The sequence below is a fragment of the Paraclostridium bifermentans genome (assembly GCF_019916025.1).
GTDB lineage: Bacteria > Bacillota > Clostridia > Peptostreptococcales > Peptostreptococcaceae > Paraclostridium > Paraclostridium bifermentans.
Genome location: NZ_CP079737.1, coordinates 2338690 through 2354998 on the forward strand (window position 1 = coordinate 2338690; position 16309 = coordinate 2354998).

Below are 16309 nucleotides of genomic sequence, written 5' to 3' on the forward strand. Positions count from 1 at the left end.
ATAACGTCTCTCCTTCTGAGTATTTACGATGTCTTATAACTTTAGTTTGATCTTTTTTATTACTCACTTATAATTGCATTTGCATCAATTATCAAGCTAATAGATCCATCTTCTAATATAGAACATCCAGACATATATGATTGAATTTTTTCAAATTGCGTTAATAATTCTGGTATAGGTTTTATTACCACTTGTTGCTGTCCAATAATTCCATCAACAATAATACAAACATTACCTATTTCAGATTCAACTAAAATCATAATTCCATTGTCATTTTTTTCAGTATCTATTCCTAATATGTTTGATAGTCTTCTAATCTCATAACAGTTTCCTCTTATTATACTGTGTTCTTCTCCATTTGGATTTTTAACTATCTCATAAGCACCTTCTCTAAATACTTCTTTTATGTTAAGTGATGGTATTATATATATTTCATTACCTACTCTAACTTTCATTCCATCAACAATTGCTAAAGTTAAAGGAATTCTAATTACTATATTAGTACCTTGTCCTTTTTCACTATCAATAGCTATCGAACCTCTTAGTTGCCTTATGTTAGTATATACAACATCCATTCCAACTCCTCTACCAGAGTACTCACTTACAGCTTCCTTTGTAGAGAATCCAGGTGCTAGTATAAAGTTATAAGCTTCTTTATCACTTATTTCATCTATACTTTTACTTGTAATTCCTTTTTCTATAGCCTTTTTAACAATTGCTTCTTTATTTAATCCTCTACCGTCATCTTTTATTATTATAACTACATCTCCGCCAGTGTTTTTAGCTTCTAATAGTATAGTTGCTTTCTCTGGTTTTGAAGTTTGTTGACGTTCCTCTGGAGTTTCTATTCCATGGTCCATACTATTTCTAATCATGTGCATTAATGGGTCCGATATGTTCTCAAGAATATTTTTATCAACTTCAGTTTGATCTCCCACTAATTTTAACTCTACTGATTTACCAGTTTTTCTGCTCATATCTCTTACAACTCTTTGCATTTTTGTAAAAGTTGAAGATATAGGAACCATTCTCATAGACATTACTACATCTTGTAATTCAGTTGTTAACTGATGTAATCTTCTAGCTTGCTTTTCAAAATTATCACGATTGAAATTTTCTAGCTGAGATTGTTTTTCTACCATAGATTCAGTTGTTACAATCTCGCCTACTAAGTTCATCAACATATCAATTTTACTTATATTTACACTTAGGTAGTTATTCTTGCTATGTGTGTGATGTTGATTTTCCTCTTGTTTTGAATCTTTTTTTACAGACTTATTTTCATCATTTGCTTTTTCATTTTTTTCTTCTTTATTAGGTTTGTTTTCTTCTTCAATATGTTGAATTTTTTCTTCAACAACTATTTCTTCTTTTATTTCCTCTGTTTTAACTTCAGGAATAATAGTTTCCTCTATTACTGTCGCAGCTATTTCTTCTTCAAATGTTTCTTTACTTGAAGAACTTATATTAAATACACTCTCTAATTCATCTGCATCTGTAACTTCTTGTATTTCTAAACTTTCTAAGAACATAGTTTCTTTTATGCATTGTTCTATTGACTCTTTTTCTTCTTGTGTACTTAAATATATTCTAAATCCATCATTTATTATTTCATTATCACATTCAACTTCTAAGTTTTCGGGAATTGTTTTTATAAATGAACACTTACTTTCTATCATAGCAAGTACTCCTAGAGCTCTAATTCCCTCCATGCCGCAACCATTTTCAAATGAAACTTTAGCATAAAACTGTTTTTCTCCATCCTTAGGCATTTTTATCTCAATTTTTTCTTCTAACTCACTACTTTGCGCTATATCTTTTTCTTCACTTTCAGACTCTTCTTTTAATAACCCTCCTACTCTTTCAAGTAGTTCATCTATACTGGCTTCTGGAAGTAATCCATCCTGAACATTTAATATTTCTTCCTTTAAAAAATCTATACTTACTAAAACTACATCAACTAGTTCTTCCCACTTATTGTTAGAAAGTTCTCTTCCATTTCGTATTTCATCAAAAACATCTTCTATGCTATGTGTAAGCTTAGTTAAACTATCATATCCCATCATAGCTGAAGACCCTTTAATAGTATGCATTGCACGGAAAATTTCTTCAATTTCTTCTTTTCCTAATTTTCCTGTATCAGATTGCCCAACAAGTAGAATTTCTTCTAATTGTTCTAGTAATTGCATATTTTCATGAACATAAAATTCATTTAAAGAATCCATTCCGCTCATACTCTGTCTCCTTTATTAATTAAACTTTTAAATTTTTAATCATTCGTAGCAAAATAATTTACTTCGTTTTTGTTAAAATCTATATTTTTATTTGAATCTCTTAAAACAAACTTATCTATAAGTGATTTTAGCATTTGAGCTTGTCCACTTAATTCTTCACTTGCTGCTGCACTTTCTTCTGATGTTGCTGAATTTGTTTGTACAACTTCAGAAATTTGATCTACACCTACTGTAACTTGAGCAATTGAATTAGCCTCATCTTCAGATGCTTTTGCTATATCATTAACTAGTGCAGTAGTTTTGCTTGTTGTATTTATTATTTTTTGAAGCGACTGAGCTGTGTTATCTACAATTTTTGTTCCATTTTCTACTGCTTCTATTGAATTTTCAATTAATGTAGATGTATTTTTCGCTGCTTCTGCTGATTTTGCTGCTAGATTTCTTACTTCATCTGCAACTACTGCAAATCCTTTACCAGCTTCTCCTGCTCTTGCAGCTTCTACTGCTGCATTTAATGCTAATATATTAGTTTGGAATGCTATATCATCTATTGTTTTTATTATTCTTCCTATTTCATTAGATGTAAATGATATATCTTCCATTGCTTTAACCATTTCTTTCATTTGCTCATTACCATCTTTAACTTGATTAGCTGCATTTACAGTTAATGAGTTAGCTTTTTTTGCATTTTCTGCAGTTCCTTTTATTTTTTCAGATATTTCATTTATAGTAGAAGATAATTCTTCAATTGCACTTGCTTGTTCTGTTGCTCCTTGTGATAACATTTGAGATCCACTAGCAACTTGATCTGATGCAGCTCCAACCTCTTCAGATGCTATGTTTATTTGTTCCATTGTTTCGCTTAAATCATTTGTTATCTTACTTATAGATTTTTCAATATATTTAAAGACTCCTATATATTCAGCTTTAGTATCTGTATTGAAATTTCCCGATGAAACATCACCTAAAACTCTAACAGTATCTTCTATAATATCTTTTATTTTATTGCTCATTTGAGTCATGCTATTTGATAAAACCCCTAATTCATCCTTTGACTCATAATTTAAATCAATATCAAAATCTCCAATAGCCATTTTATTAGCAGCTACTTCTAATTCTTCAATTGGTTTTTTTAAGCTCTTTGTAATGTAAATACATATAATAGCTCCTGATACTATACTAATAACATTTAAAGTTGTTGATATAATTTGTGAAGTTTTCACTGATGCAGATACATTCTTATCAAAATCATTCCCTATTTTTTCAGCCTCTTTAAAAAGATTTTCTGATGTTTCTGTACATGCAGTAAATACTTGTGCATATCCAGTAAGATCTATTTCAGTCATAGGTCCTTTAAAATTTGGTTGTTGAGTTGTATTATATATTTTTTCATACTCTTGCTTTAATTGTTTTGCATCTTCCTCGATACTATCAAGATATTGACTAATTTTTTTATTTTCTATAGCTTTTTCAGGTCCACTTCTTATATTTTGAATTGTTTTTTCAAGACTATCAAACTCTGCTAAAACTAACTTTCTTGTTTCTACGTGCTCATTATCTGCAAATCCACCATTTATTCTTCTTGAAATTCCAACTAAATCTCTACGTATTCCCATGGCATCAGTTGTTAATTCATATGGTCCTTCAAATAACTCGTGACTTACTCTCCCTGCTTCTTTCAAATTATATAATGTATATAAATTTGAAACTGTTGTAAGCACTAATAAAATTACAAAACAGATACCTAACTTTTTACCTATTTTTAAATCCTTCATGTGTATGCCTCCCCGTACTTCATTTTGAATAAAGTTAATAAAATTAGTTCATTTAATAAAACAGTTTATCTTATTTTTTATACGGATAAATACATGCATACTTTAGAATATAATTATATAAATAAAAATTTTTTTCACTTTGAAATTAATTTTTCTATTCACAAAAATAGAAGCCTCAAAGCTTCTATTTTTTATAAATATTTATTAAGAATATTTAACTTTTAATATTAATTTCTAGCTAAGACTTGCTCATCATCTCTAGAAAAACTTATATTATTCTTAAGTTTATTTTCATCCTTTATTTTAAAATTCTCTATTAAAGATTTTAACATTTGAGCTTGTCCATTTAACTCTTCACTTGCTGCTGCACTTTCTTCTGATGTTGCTGAGTTTGTTTGTACAACTTCAGAAATTTGTTCAACACCTAATGTAACTTGAGATATTGAATTAGCTTCTTCTTCAGACGCTTTAGCTATATCATTTACCAATTTAGCTGTTCTATTTGCTGTATTTATTATTTTTTGAAGCGATTCTGCTGTATTATCTACAATTTTCGTTCCATTTTCTACTGCTTCTATTGAATTTTCAATTAATGTAGCTGTATTTTTTGCTGCTTCTGCTGATTTTGCTGCTAGATTTCTTACTTCATCTGCAACTACTGCAAATCCTTTACCTGCTTCTCCTGCTCTTGCTGCTTCTACTGCTGCATTTAATGCTAATATATTAGTTTGGAATGCTATATCATCTATTGTTTTTATTATTCTTCCTATTTCAGTTGATGTAAATGTTATATCTTCCATAGCTTTAACCATTTCTTTCATTTGGTTATTACCTTCTTGAACTTGTTTTGCAGCATTTAAAGATAGTGAATTAGCTTGCTTAGCATTTTCAGATGTATCTTTAATCTTTTCAGATATTTCAGAAATAGTTGAAGATAACTCTTCAATAGCACTTGCTTGTTCTGTTGCTCCTTGTGATAACATCTGAGATCCACTTGCAACTTGATCCGATGCAGCTCCAACCTCTTCAGATGCTATATTTATTTGTTCCATTGTTTCACTTAAATCAGTTGTTATTTTCCCTATAGAATTTTCAATTTGTTTAAAAACGCCTATATATTCTGCATTTGTCGCTACATTGAAATTTCCTGATGCAACTTCGCCTAAAACTCTAACTGTATCTTCTATAATATCTTTTATTTCATTACTCATTTTAACCATACTGCTTGATAAAGTTCCTAATTCATCCTCTGATTCATAATTAACATCAATATCAAAATCTCCACTAGACATTTTATTAGCTGCTACTTCAAGTTCTTCTATAGGTTTCTTTAAACTTCTTGTTATATATACACATATAACCACACCTATTATTACTGAAATAATATTTAATGCTATAGATATTGTTCTTGAAGTTGACGATGTTTCTTTCACACTTTGATTAAATTGAGTTCCTAATTTTTCTGCATTTTCATTTAATTTTACAGATTGATCAACACAAGAACTATATACATCCCAATACTTTGTATTTTGTGCTGTCATTTCTTCAGCATGTTTATAATCTTTTTTTTCTAAAAATGCATAAACTTGTTCATATTCATTTTTTAAGTTATCCATTGAACTTCTTAAATTACTAATTGATGTCTGGCTATTTTTTACAAGTTCACTTTCTTCACCTGAAAAAGATTTTTCAATTAAATCGATTCTTTTATTTACACTCTCAAAATCTTCTAAAATTGTTTTTCTATACTCCACTGGCTGTTCTCTAAGAATTGAATTACCTATATTTCTACCTATTGAAACTAAATCTCTACGTATCCCCATACTTTCTGTTGTGACCACATACGGTCCTGTAAATAAATCATTATTTAATTTTTCAGATTTTTTTAAGTTTGATATAGAATAAAGATTTGCAGCTACCGTAACTAATAATACTGCAATAAAAGACAAACTTAATTTTTTACCTATCTTTAAATTTTTCATATTTAGCCCTCCTTGCTTTAACTTTGCTGATATTACAAATCAAAATAATTTGCTCTATCTTTATACGGATAAATACATATATGCTTTAGAGTTTAATTATCGGAAATTAGACTTATTAAATATTAAAATATTTTTATTCAATAATTGTTTACTTTAAACTAACTACTATATATTCAAATATTTTTTCTTAGCATAAATAAAAAAAAGAAGCTTTAAAGCTTCTTTTTTAAATAATTTATTTAATAATTATTAAATGCTAATTCATTTTCTTCATCTTCATTAAAATTCATATTGTTATTTGATCTATTTACACCTTTCAAGCTAAAGTTATCTATAAGTGATTTTAACATTTGTGCTTGTCCATTTAACTCTTCACTTGCTGCTGCACTTTCTTCTGATGTTGCTGAGTTTGTTTGTACAACTTGTGATATTTGATCTACACCTAACGTTACTTGATTTATAGAGTTTGATTCATCCTCTGATGCTTTTGCTATGTCATTTACTAAAGAAGTAGTTCTATTAGTCGTACTTATTATTTTTTGAAGTGATTCTGCCGTATTATCTACAATTTTTGTTCCATTTCCTACTGCTTCTATTGAATTTTCAATTAATGTAGCTGTATTTTTTGCTGCCTCTGCTGATTTTGCTGCTAGATTTCTTACTTCATCTGCAACTACTGCAAATCCTTTACCAGCTTCTCCTGCTCTCGCCGCTTCCACTGCTGCATTTAATGCTAATATGTTAGTTTGGAATGCTATATCATCTATTGTCTTTATTATTCTTCCAATTTCATTTGATGTAAATGTTATATCTTCCATTGCTTTAATCATTTCTTTCATTTGATCATTACCTTCTTGAACTTGTTTTGCCGCATTTAAAGTTAAAGAGTTAGCTTGCTTTGCATTTTCTGAAGTTCCTTTTATCTTTTCAGATATTTCATTTATAGTAGAAGATAATTCTTCTATTGCACTTGCTTGTTCTGTTGCTCCTTGTGATAACATTTGAGATCCACTAGCAACTTGGTCTGATGCAGCTCCTACTTCTTCAGCTGCAGTATTTATCTGCTCCATTGTCTCACTTAAATCAATTGTTATTTTATTTATAGAGTTTTCAATATATTTAAAAACACCTATATAATTTGCATTTGTCTCTGTATTAAAGTTCCCTGATGCAACATCTCCTAAAACTCTAACTGTATCAGTTATAATTTCTTTTATTTCCCTACTCATTTTATCCATACTACTTGATAAAGTTCCAAGTTCATCTTTCGATTCATAACTTACAGAAATATCAAAATCTCCACTAGCCATTTTATTAGCAGCTATTTCAAGTTCTTCTATAGGTTTCTTTAAACTTCTTGTTATGTATATACATATTATTATACCTACCGCTATAGCAAAAACACTACTAGCTATTGATATCGCAGTAGCTTTTGAAGAAATTTCTTTTACCTCTTTATTAAATTCTATTCCTCTAGCCTCTGCCTTTTCATTAAGAGCTGTTGCTGTTTCAACACACTTGTTATACACTTCCCAGTATGGTGTATTTTTTTCAGTTATTTTTATAGCACCATTGTAGTCCCCTCTTTCCATAGCAGATTGAACTATTTCAAATTGTTCCCTAAATTTTACAATAGATGATTCAATGTCATCTATTAACTTTTTATCTCCATCAAATGAACTTCTAAGCAACTTTATATTTTCCTCAACACTATCAAAGTCTTCTCGTACTATCTTCCCATAATATTCTGGACTTTTTTCTATCATTGCATTTCCCATATTCCTACCAATAGAAACTAAATCCCTACGAATTTTCATCGTTTGATTTGTTGATTTATAAGGTCCTTCAAATAACTGATTACTTAGCTTTTCTGATTTTTTCAGGTTATTTATGGCATAAAAATTTGCACATGCTGTAATAATTAATAAAATACCAAAAGATATAATTAATTTTTTACTTATTTTCCAGTTTCTCATAAACGTATCTCCTTACCCCTTAATTTTTAATTTATTTGTAATTATGATACGGACAAACGTTTTAACACTTTAGATTTTATTTATCAAATAAAAATAAAAAAAGGCTTATAAAGCCTTTTTTTATTTTTTTATCTATTTAGTTTTTATTCCAAAGAATTCTTTTGTATCATTCATAAATTTAGTGAAATCTGATTTTACATTTTCATCAACTTTCAATGTATCACTTAGTCCTTGTCTAAATTCCACTTCTGATTTAGACATTAAATCATTTGGTATTTCACCTAATTTTTTTATTCTAGTATCTAATTCTTTACTTAATTTTTCTGATTCAGATATTAATTTATCATTCATTTCTTTTACTTTAGCATCTTTAGTGTCAACTTTTTTTAGTGATGTTGTAAATTCATCGACTTGCTTCTTGCTTTCTTCATAATTTTTCTTTAAATCTGCTACATATTTTTCATTTCCTGGGTAATCTTTTGTAGCTTCATCTACTCTTATTTGCTCATAACCATTGTAGTTGTCCAATCTAGCCATATTAGTTTGATATAATTTACCAAACTCTGTTTTGTAATTTTCTAAAGTCATATCCTTATACATGTTATCTTGATTTTGAGTTGTTGATTGTGTTACTTTTTTTTCTTCTGTTTTTTCTGCTGTTTTATTTGTACATCCTACAGCTCCAAAAGTAAGTACTCCTATTAATCCTAGCATTACCAGTTTTGAATATTTCATGATTTACCTCCAAGTTTATTTGTTTAATTCTATATTTAAATAACTTTTTATACTTTTTATAGAATTTTCAAACTTATCCGTAATTCTCTCAGATATTTGAAAATTTGATTCTATATAATCTATAAAACTATCTGAATCTAAAGAATGTTTTTCGCTGGGGATGGATTCCAAAGCATTTATCTTACTATTTATTTCAGCTATTAAAGTATTGCTATTTTCTACTAAATCATTATTCATATCCGTGAGCTTTAAATCTTGCATTACCAAATTATTCATATCTTTCTTAAATCCTGATATATGCCTTTCACATATTCCTAGTAAATTTTTGTATTCATCAAGATAGTCTGTATTACTTGTTAGTTCTTGATTTTTCAAAAACTTTTCAGCATTATCAAATTCTTCTATATATAGAGGTTCTATATATTTTTTATATGAATTAGTAAATTGCTCATTATATTCAAAGATGCTTAATCCATTTTGATTAACACTTTCATTATTGTTTGAATTATGATTAGTACTTTTATAAAAACTACATCCACCTAATAAAACATTACCAATTATGATACAAATCATTGATAATATTTTAATATTACGCATAAAAATTCTCCTTCCAACAGACTACATTCATATTATCTCTATAAAATCAAATTTTATTTATCTAAATGAAATATTTATTTTTTCACTTTAACAAAGTACTTTGTATGAAGAAGTTCATGTGCCTTATGACTCAATGGTTTACCTAAATATTTATCATAAATAGCTTGTACCGCTGGGTTTTCCTTTGATACTCTTAAATCAGATGATTTATCTATGTTGTTTAATCCCTCTGCTCTTTTTTCTATACTTTCAATTCTTTTTTTAGCTTTAGGTTGACCTCCGCCACCTACACATCCACCTGGACACGCCATTATTTCTATTGCATGGAAAAATTCTTCTTTAGCTCTTATTTTATCTAGCATTTTACCAGCTTCCTTTAGTCCATATGCAACTCCTATTCTAAGCTTTATTCCATCTACTTCTAGGTCACATGATCTAAATGAATCCCATCCTCTTAAGCAAGTAAATTCTACATTTTCTAACTTTTTACCAGTCATGTTTTCTATTGCTGTTCTAGTTGCAGCTTCAATTACACCACCAGTTCTTCCAAATATTATTCCAGCTCCTGTATATTCACCTAAAACTTGATCTATTTCTTGATCCTCAATTTCTTTTAAATCAATTCCTGAGTCTTCAAATATTTTTATAAGTTCTCTAGTCGTTATAACATAATCTACATCATAGTTTAGACCTCTTGAAAATTCATGTCTTGATGCTTCATACTTCTTAGCTATGCATGGCATTATAGCTACAGAGGTTACTTCATCTCTGCTAAGTCCTTTTTCTTCTTTAGCCCATAAATCTTTAGCAACTGTAGCAAACATCTGCATTGGTGATTTTGCACTTGATGGAACATCTAACATATCTCCGTAGTTTTGTTCTATAAATTTAACCCAAGCAGGACAACAAGATGTAAGTATTGGAAGCTTAACATCTTCATCCCCTGCGAAGTGTTTTTCTAATCTTTCTTGTAGTTCCGCTGCTTCTTCCATTATTGTAAGGTCTGCTGCCCAAGTAGTATCAAATACATAGTCTACACCTAACTTTCTAAGTGCAGCCGCAATTTTTTTCTCAACATTTGTCCCTGGTTCAAACCCAAACGCTTCTCCTATAGCTACCCTTATAGCTGGTGCCATTTGAGTAATTACAATTTTATTAGGAGTAGCTAAATCTCTTAAAAATTTAAGAGTATTATCTCCAGCAGTTATCGCATCAACTGGGCATGATGCTATACATTGACCACAATGAGTACATCTATTGTAGTCAATATAGTGTTGTTCTTTTCTTTCTCCTACTATACAGTCAACAGGACAAGCTCTTTTGCATGCTCCACATCCTATACATTTACCTGTTATTGTAAGCTTAACAAGATTATTACATTGAGCTGTATAGCACTTTTCATCTTCTATATGTTCTTCTATTTCTCCATAAAACTTATCTATTATTTCTTGCATTATATTGTGTTTTTGATTTAAAGTATTTTTTACTTCATTTGCAAGCTCTCTTAATATGAAAATATCTCTCATATTAGATCTGCCTTTACTAATTCTATCTAATATCTTCCACATTTCCATTATTTCATTTTTAACTTTTGCATATTTTTTAAATTTATCATCTTTCATTTTTCCCATTAAGAAATCTATGTAGAATTTAGCATACTGAACTATACAGTCTTCTTGAGAAAGAATTATTATAGTTCTACTACACTCTGAGTTAAACAAAGTAAAATCTAGTTCTTTGTCTAAACTATCTTCTGTTAAAAAACCTCCAAATGGAATTCCTAATTGAGCGGCTTTAAAATCCCTATTTTTTATTATTCCTCCAGCTAAATCTATAATATCCTTAAGTGTTGCACTTTCCGGAACTTCTATAATTCCAGGGTTATTTATTTTACCTGAAATAGCAATCTTTCTACTACTATCAGTAATTTGCTTTAGCTCTTCTTCACTAAACACTGTGAAAACAGATCCCAATGAACTTTGAATTATTGTTGATTTATTATCTCCCATTTTGAACTCTCCTTAAATAGAAATTAAATTTACATTATTAATTAACTTCTCCATTATTGTAACATAATATTCCAATTAATTTTTGTAAAAAAAAAGTTAAGTTGAAACATAATGTCTCAACTTAACTTTTTATTATTTATTAAATTTATCTATCTCATTCAACAACTCTTCAACTAAGTTATCGCCCTTTATTTTTCTGATTATTTCACCTTTTTTAAATAATAATCCTTCCCCTTTTCCTCCTGCAATTCCTATATCTGCTTCTTTAGCTTCTCCAGGACCGTTAACTGCACACCCCATTATAGCAACAGTCATATCCTTATCTACTTTATTGATTTTTTCTTCAACTTCATTTACTACACTTATAAGATCTATATTACATCTTCCACATGTTGGGCAAGATATAACCTTTATTTTATCATTTAGTAAATCCAAGCTTCTAAGTATCTCTTTACCTACTATAACCTCTTCTGTAGGGTCTCCTGTAAGAGATATTCTTATAGTATCTCCTATTCCTTTTAATAAAAGAGCACCTACTCCTATAGAAGATTTTATAGTTCCTTTTTTCACACTTCCTGATTCTGTTATCCCTATATGAAGAGGGTAATCAACTTTTTTAGATATAAGTTCATATGCCTCTATAGTTTTGTAGATATCAGATGATTTAAGCGATATAACAATATTGCAAAAATCTAAATCTTCAAGTATTTTAACATGCCCAAGAGCACTTTCTACAAGAGCTTCAGCTGTAGCAGATCCATACTTTTCTAGAAGTTCTTTTTCTAATGAACCTCCATTTACACCTATTCTTATTTTAAGATTTTTTTCTTTACATTTATTTACAACCATCTTAACTTTCTCTATACTACCTATATTTCCTGGGTTAATTCTAACTCCATCAACCCCTTGGTCAATAGCCTCTAAAGCTAATCTATGGTCAAAATGTATATCTGCAATCACAGGTATATTTACATTTTTCTTAATTTCACCTATATTTTTAGCAGCTTCCATATCTGGAACAGCAACTCTAACTACATCACATCCAACTTCTTCTAATCTTTTAATTTGTTCTATTGTAGCTTTTGCATCTCTTGTATCTGTATTTGTCATAGATTGTATAGATATAGGATTGTTCCCACCTATCTTTAAACTTCCTACACTAACTTCTCTACTAAGTCTTCTTTCGTAACTCATAATCTCACCTTCACTTTCTAGTAAAACGTTGCTACATTCCAACTAATCTAACTATGTCTTTATATGTTACAAATAACATAAACACCATTAATGCTCCAAATCCAATTAGATTTACCATACCTTCTTTTTCTGGATCTATCTTTTTCCCACCTCTTAAAAACTCTATAAATAAGAAGAATAATCTTCCTCCATCAAGAGCTGGTATAGGAAGTAAATTCAATACCCCTAAATTTAAACTTATTACAGCTGCTAAATATAACACATTAATTACACCTACTTTTGTAGCATCTGCAACTATGCTTATTACACCTATAGGCCCTGCAACTGACCCTTCTAATCCACCTGGTAAATTTCCTGTTATTAATTTCCCTAAAAATGCAATCATTTGACTTAACATAGCTATTGTTGATTTTATAGCCATTCCAAATGATCCCAGAATATCTTTTTTATTTTCTGGATATATACCTATTATATAGTTACCCTCTTTAGACTCTGGAGTAACTTCTACATTTTTTTCTTTTCCATTTCTATCAATAGTTAATTTTAATTCTTTTCCCTTAGAACCTTGAATACTTTTGCTTAACTCATTCCAACTTTTTATATTACTACCATTGATTTCAGTTATAGTATCTCCAGCTTGAATTCCAGCTTTTTGAGCAACACTTCCATCTATAACATTTTTTAGTGTTGTGCTTGGCATTCCTTGATACATGTATATACCAGCTAAAATTACAGCTGTAAGAATTATATTAAAAAATGGTCCTGCAAATAATATACTTGCCCTTTGAAGTATACTCTTATTTCCAAATGCTCTTGGATCATGTGAGTCTCCATCTTCACCTTCCATAGCAACATATCCTCCAAGAGGAAGTAGTCTTATGCTATATACAGTTTCACCTTTTTTAAAGCTATATATTTTCGGTCCCATACCAATAGCAAATTCATGAATTCTAACACCTGCTTTTTTTGCAAATAAAAAGTGTCCAAGTTCATGAATAAAAACTATCACACCAAAAGCTAAAATAGCTATTAATATAGTTATTATATTCATATTTTCACCATCCTATTTTATACACTGTTTTACAAACTCACGGCTCCAATTGTCTATATGTAATATCTCTTCTAATGTCGGTTTTTCTATACTTTTATGTGCTTCTAACGTTTTTTCAATATACTTAGGAATATCGTAAAACTTAATTTTATCTTCTAAGAACTCATTTACTAAAACTTCATTTGCCGCATTTAATACTGCACAATATGTACCTCCCATTTTTAAACTATCATAAGCTAGTTTCAAGCATGGGAACGTATTTAAATCTGGCTTTTCAAATGTTAAACTGCTTAGTTTAGAAAAATCTAATCTTTCAAAATCATTAAGTAGTCTATTTGGATATGTTAGAGCATACTGTATAGGTAATTTCATATCAGGGCATCCCATCTGAGCAATTATAGAGCTATCTACAAACTGAACCATAGAATGTATTATACTTTGGGGGTGAACCACTACATCTATTTTATCCGGTTCTACATTAAATAACCATTTAGCTTCTATAACTTCTAATCCTTTATTCATAAGAGTTGATGAGTCTATGCTGATTTTTCTTCCCATACTCCAATTCGGATGTTTTAATGCTTCATTTTTAGTTACATATTCTAGTTCTTGCTTAGATTTTCCTCTAAATGGTCCTCCTGATGCAGTTAAAATTATACTATCTATTTCTTTGTTATTTTCACCATTTAAGCATTGAAATATAGCACTATGTTCACTATCTACAGGAAGTATATCTACATTTCTTTTCTTCGCCTCTTCCATTACCAATTGACCTGCTGTAACTAAAGTTTCTTTATTTGCAAGTGCTATAGTCTTACCTTTTTTTATTGCCTCAAGAGTAGGCACTAAACCTATCATACCTACTATAGCAGTTAAAAGTACATCTATTTCATCTAAAGATGATATTTGTACCAGGCCTTCCATTCCACTTAAAACTTTTATGTCTATATCGCTTGGTATCATATTTTTTAATGCTTTAGCACTATCTTCATCATATACAGCAGCATACTTTGGTTTAAATTCAATTATTTGTTCTAATAATAAATTTATGCTACTATTTGCAGATATAGCTACTACTTCAAACTTATCTTTATTTTTTCTCACTACATCTAATGTTTGAGTTCCTATAGAACCTGTTGACCCCAATATTGATATTCTTTTCATTGCCTTTGTATTCCTTTCTGATAATTTAAATATTATACAATTAAAGCTTCAGAAACCCCTGAAGCTAAATAAATAAATATATTGCATAATAAACAAATGGTGCTACTAGTATAACACTATCAAATCTATCTAATATACCACCATGTCCTGGTATTAATTTTCCATAATCTTTTATTCCTACGTATCTTTTTATAGCTGATGCAAATAGATCTCCAAATTGTGCTACAATACTTCCTATGCTTCCCACTAAAACCATGTGAGGTATATCTAACTTGAATATATAGCCAAATATTACACAACAAATCGTAGATCCTAAAATTCCACCAATACTGCCTTCGATTGTCTTTTTAGGACTTATTGTAGGTATTAGTTTGTGTTTTCCAAATAAATACCCACTAAAATATGCAAATGTATCTGTCATGAATGATATAATAAATATCAACCATACATAAATTGCACCTAATTTAAAATCATTAATTGTTAAAACTATATAATCTAAAAATATAGGAACATAAAATATTCCGATAAACGTTATAGAAAAATCTATAATATTTTTTTTGCCTGATAAAATATAAATTATTCCTACCAAAAATAGTAAAAATACAATTACATATGTGTATTCATTTTTCAAATTTAAAATATGCTTTAAAGACAAGTATACGGCAAATAAATATCCTAAAATACTTATAGGTTGTATATTCTTACTTTTAAATGCCTTATAAAACTCATCCAATGCAATAATTCCTATAATAGCTTCTGCTATATATAGTGGTAGCCCCCCATATATTACAAATAGTAATAATGGTATTAGCGCTAATGCAGCAATGATTCTTACAACCATAAAATAATCTCCTTACTTAAGTCCACCAAACCTTCTGTCTCTACTTTGGTAAACATATATAGCTTTTCTTACTTCATTCCCATCGAAGTCAGGCCAGTATACATCTGTAAAATAAAATTCTGAATATGCAATTTCCCATAATAAGAAGTTACTTATTCTCTGTTCACCACTAGTTCTTATAATTAAGTCTGGGTCTGGTATAGACTTAGTGCTTAAATATTTTGTTATAGTATCTTCAGTTATATCTTCTATATCTATTTTACCACTTTTACAATTTTTTACTATATCTACAACTGCATTTTTTATATCATTTCTACTACCATAATTTAATGCTATATTTAAGTTTAATCCAGTATTATCTTTAGTTATATCAATTGCATTTTTTATAGCATCTAGAGATTTACCAGGTAATACATCTATATCACCAATAGTTGTTATTTTTACATTATTTTTATGTAGTTCTTTAAGTTCTTTGTTTAGATATGTATATAGTAGGTTCATCAAAGCATCTACCTCTAACTTTGGTCTTTTCCAATTTTCTGTAGAAAATGCATATAAAGTTAAGTGCTTTACCCCTAATGCTGAACATTCTTTAGTTACAGCTCTTATAGCTTCAACTCCAGCTTTATGACCCACTGTTCTTGGAAGGAGTCTTTCTTTTGCCCATCTCCCATTCCCGTCCATTATTATTGCTATATGAGTAGGTACGTTACTTAAGTTTATGTCATATATAGTGTTTTTATTCATAAAC

Annotated in this window: 12 protein-coding genes; all 12 read right to left on the bottom strand. The window is 29.3% G+C overall.

Features of this window, described 5'->3' with window-relative positions; translation table 11 throughout:
• Positions 1-59: 59 nt before the first annotated feature.
• The 12 genes from KXZ80_RS11225 to KXZ80_RS11280 all read right to left on the bottom strand — a co-directional run bounded on the left by KXZ80_RS11225 (position 60) and on the right by KXZ80_RS11280 (position 16305).
• Positions 60-2234: a chemotaxis protein CheA gene (locus tag KXZ80_RS11225; protein ID WP_021433562.1), complete on the bottom strand. Its 2175-nt coding sequence runs from the start codon at positions 2232-2234 to the stop codon at positions 60-62.
• Between the two features lie 35 nt (positions 2235-2269).
• Entirely contained in the window at positions 2270-4009 is a 1740-nt protein-coding gene (locus KXZ80_RS11230; RefSeq protein WP_021433563.1) for a methyl-accepting chemotaxis protein, read from the bottom strand.
• A 227-nt stretch (positions 4010-4236) separates the two neighbouring features.
• Positions 4237-5991, bottom strand: a complete 1755-nt coding sequence (locus tag KXZ80_RS11235) for a methyl-accepting chemotaxis protein (protein WP_021433564.1) — start codon at positions 5989-5991, stop codon at positions 4237-4239.
• Between the two features lie 239 nt (positions 5992-6230).
• A complete protein-coding gene (locus KXZ80_RS11240) occupies positions 6231-7967 on the bottom strand; it encodes a HAMP domain-containing methyl-accepting chemotaxis protein (RefSeq protein WP_021433565.1) in 1737 nt (578 codons plus the stop codon).
• 132 nt (positions 7968-8099) lie between these two features.
• The gene (locus tag KXZ80_RS11245) at positions 8100-8702 is read right to left on the bottom strand and encodes a hypothetical protein (protein WP_021433566.1); all 603 of its coding nucleotides are present in this window, start codon (positions 8700-8702) and stop codon (positions 8100-8102) included.
• A 15-nt stretch (positions 8703-8717) separates the two neighbouring features.
• Entirely contained in the window at positions 8718-9299 is a 582-nt protein-coding gene (locus tag KXZ80_RS11250; RefSeq protein WP_021433567.1) for a hypothetical protein, read from the bottom strand.
• Positions 9300-9373: 74 nt separating this feature from the next.
• Entirely contained in the window at positions 9374-11308 is a 1935-nt protein-coding gene (locus tag KXZ80_RS11255; RefSeq protein ID WP_021433568.1) for a [FeFe] hydrogenase, group A, read from the bottom strand.
• A 132-nt stretch (positions 11309-11440) separates the two neighbouring features.
• Positions 11441-12502: a flavodoxin-dependent (E)-4-hydroxy-3-methylbut-2-enyl-diphosphate synthase gene (ispG, locus tag KXZ80_RS11260; protein WP_021433569.1), complete on the bottom strand. Its 1062-nt coding sequence runs from the start codon at positions 12500-12502 to the stop codon at positions 11441-11443.
• A gap of 31 nt (positions 12503-12533) precedes the next feature.
• Positions 12534-13553 (bottom strand): RIP metalloprotease RseP, encoded by a 1020-nt coding sequence (gene rseP / locus KXZ80_RS11265; protein WP_021433570.1) that lies wholly within the window; start codon positions 13551-13553, stop codon positions 12534-12536.
• 12 nt (positions 13554-13565) lie between these two features.
• Positions 13566-14717 (bottom strand): 1-deoxy-D-xylulose-5-phosphate reductoisomerase, encoded by a 1152-nt coding sequence (locus tag KXZ80_RS11270; RefSeq protein WP_021433571.1) that lies wholly within the window; start codon positions 14715-14717, stop codon positions 13566-13568.
• Between the two features lie 64 nt (positions 14718-14781).
• Complete coding sequence (locus tag KXZ80_RS11275) at positions 14782-15558, bottom strand: phosphatidate cytidylyltransferase (RefSeq protein ID WP_021429455.1); 777 nt, start codon at positions 15556-15558, stop codon at positions 14782-14784.
• A gap of 12 nt (positions 15559-15570) precedes the next feature.
• Positions 15571-16305 (bottom strand): isoprenyl transferase, encoded by a 735-nt coding sequence (locus KXZ80_RS11280; protein ID WP_021429498.1) that lies wholly within the window; start codon positions 16303-16305, stop codon positions 15571-15573.
• Positions 16306-16309 lie beyond the last annotated feature (4 nt).

Bases quoted from the DNA above. Each gene is read 5' to 3' on its own strand.
- KXZ80_RS11225 (WP_021433562.1), bottom strand. From the start codon at position 2,234: ATGAGCGGAATGGATTCTTTAAATGAATTTTATGTTCATGAAAATATG.
- KXZ80_RS11230 (WP_021433563.1), bottom strand. From the start codon at position 4,009: ATGAAGGATTTAAAAATAGGTAAAAAGTTAGGTATCTGTTTTGTAATT.
- KXZ80_RS11235 (WP_021433564.1), bottom strand. From the start codon at position 5,991: ATGAAAAATTTAAAGATAGGTAAAAAATTAAGTTTGTCTTTTATTGCA.
- KXZ80_RS11240 (WP_021433565.1), bottom strand. From the start codon at position 7,967: ATGAGAAACTGGAAAATAAGTAAAAAATTAATTATATCTTTTGGTATT.
- KXZ80_RS11245 (WP_021433566.1), bottom strand. From the start codon at position 8,702: ATGAAATATTCAAAACTGGTAATGCTAGGATTAATAGGAGTACTTACT.
- KXZ80_RS11250 (WP_021433567.1), bottom strand. From the start codon at position 9,299: ATGCGTAATATTAAAATATTATCAATGATTTGTATCATAATTGGTAAT.
- KXZ80_RS11255 (WP_021433568.1), bottom strand. From the start codon at position 11,308: ATGGGAGATAATAAATCAACAATAATTCAAAGTTCATTGGGATCTGTT.
- ispG (WP_021433569.1), bottom strand. From the start codon at position 12,502: ATGAGTTACGAAAGAAGACTTAGTAGAGAAGTTAGTGTAGGAAGTTTA.
- rseP (WP_021433570.1), bottom strand. From the start codon at position 13,553: ATGAATATAATAACTATATTAATAGCTATTTTAGCTTTTGGTGTGATA.
- KXZ80_RS11270 (WP_021433571.1), bottom strand. From the start codon at position 14,717: ATGAAAAGAATATCAATATTGGGGTCAACAGGTTCTATAGGAACTCAA.
- KXZ80_RS11275 (WP_021429455.1), bottom strand. From the start codon at position 15,558: ATGGTTGTAAGAATCATTGCTGCATTAGCGCTAATACCATTATTACTA.
- KXZ80_RS11280 (WP_021429498.1), bottom strand. From the start codon at position 16,305: ATGAATAAAAACACTATATATGACATAAACTTAAGTAACGTACCTACT.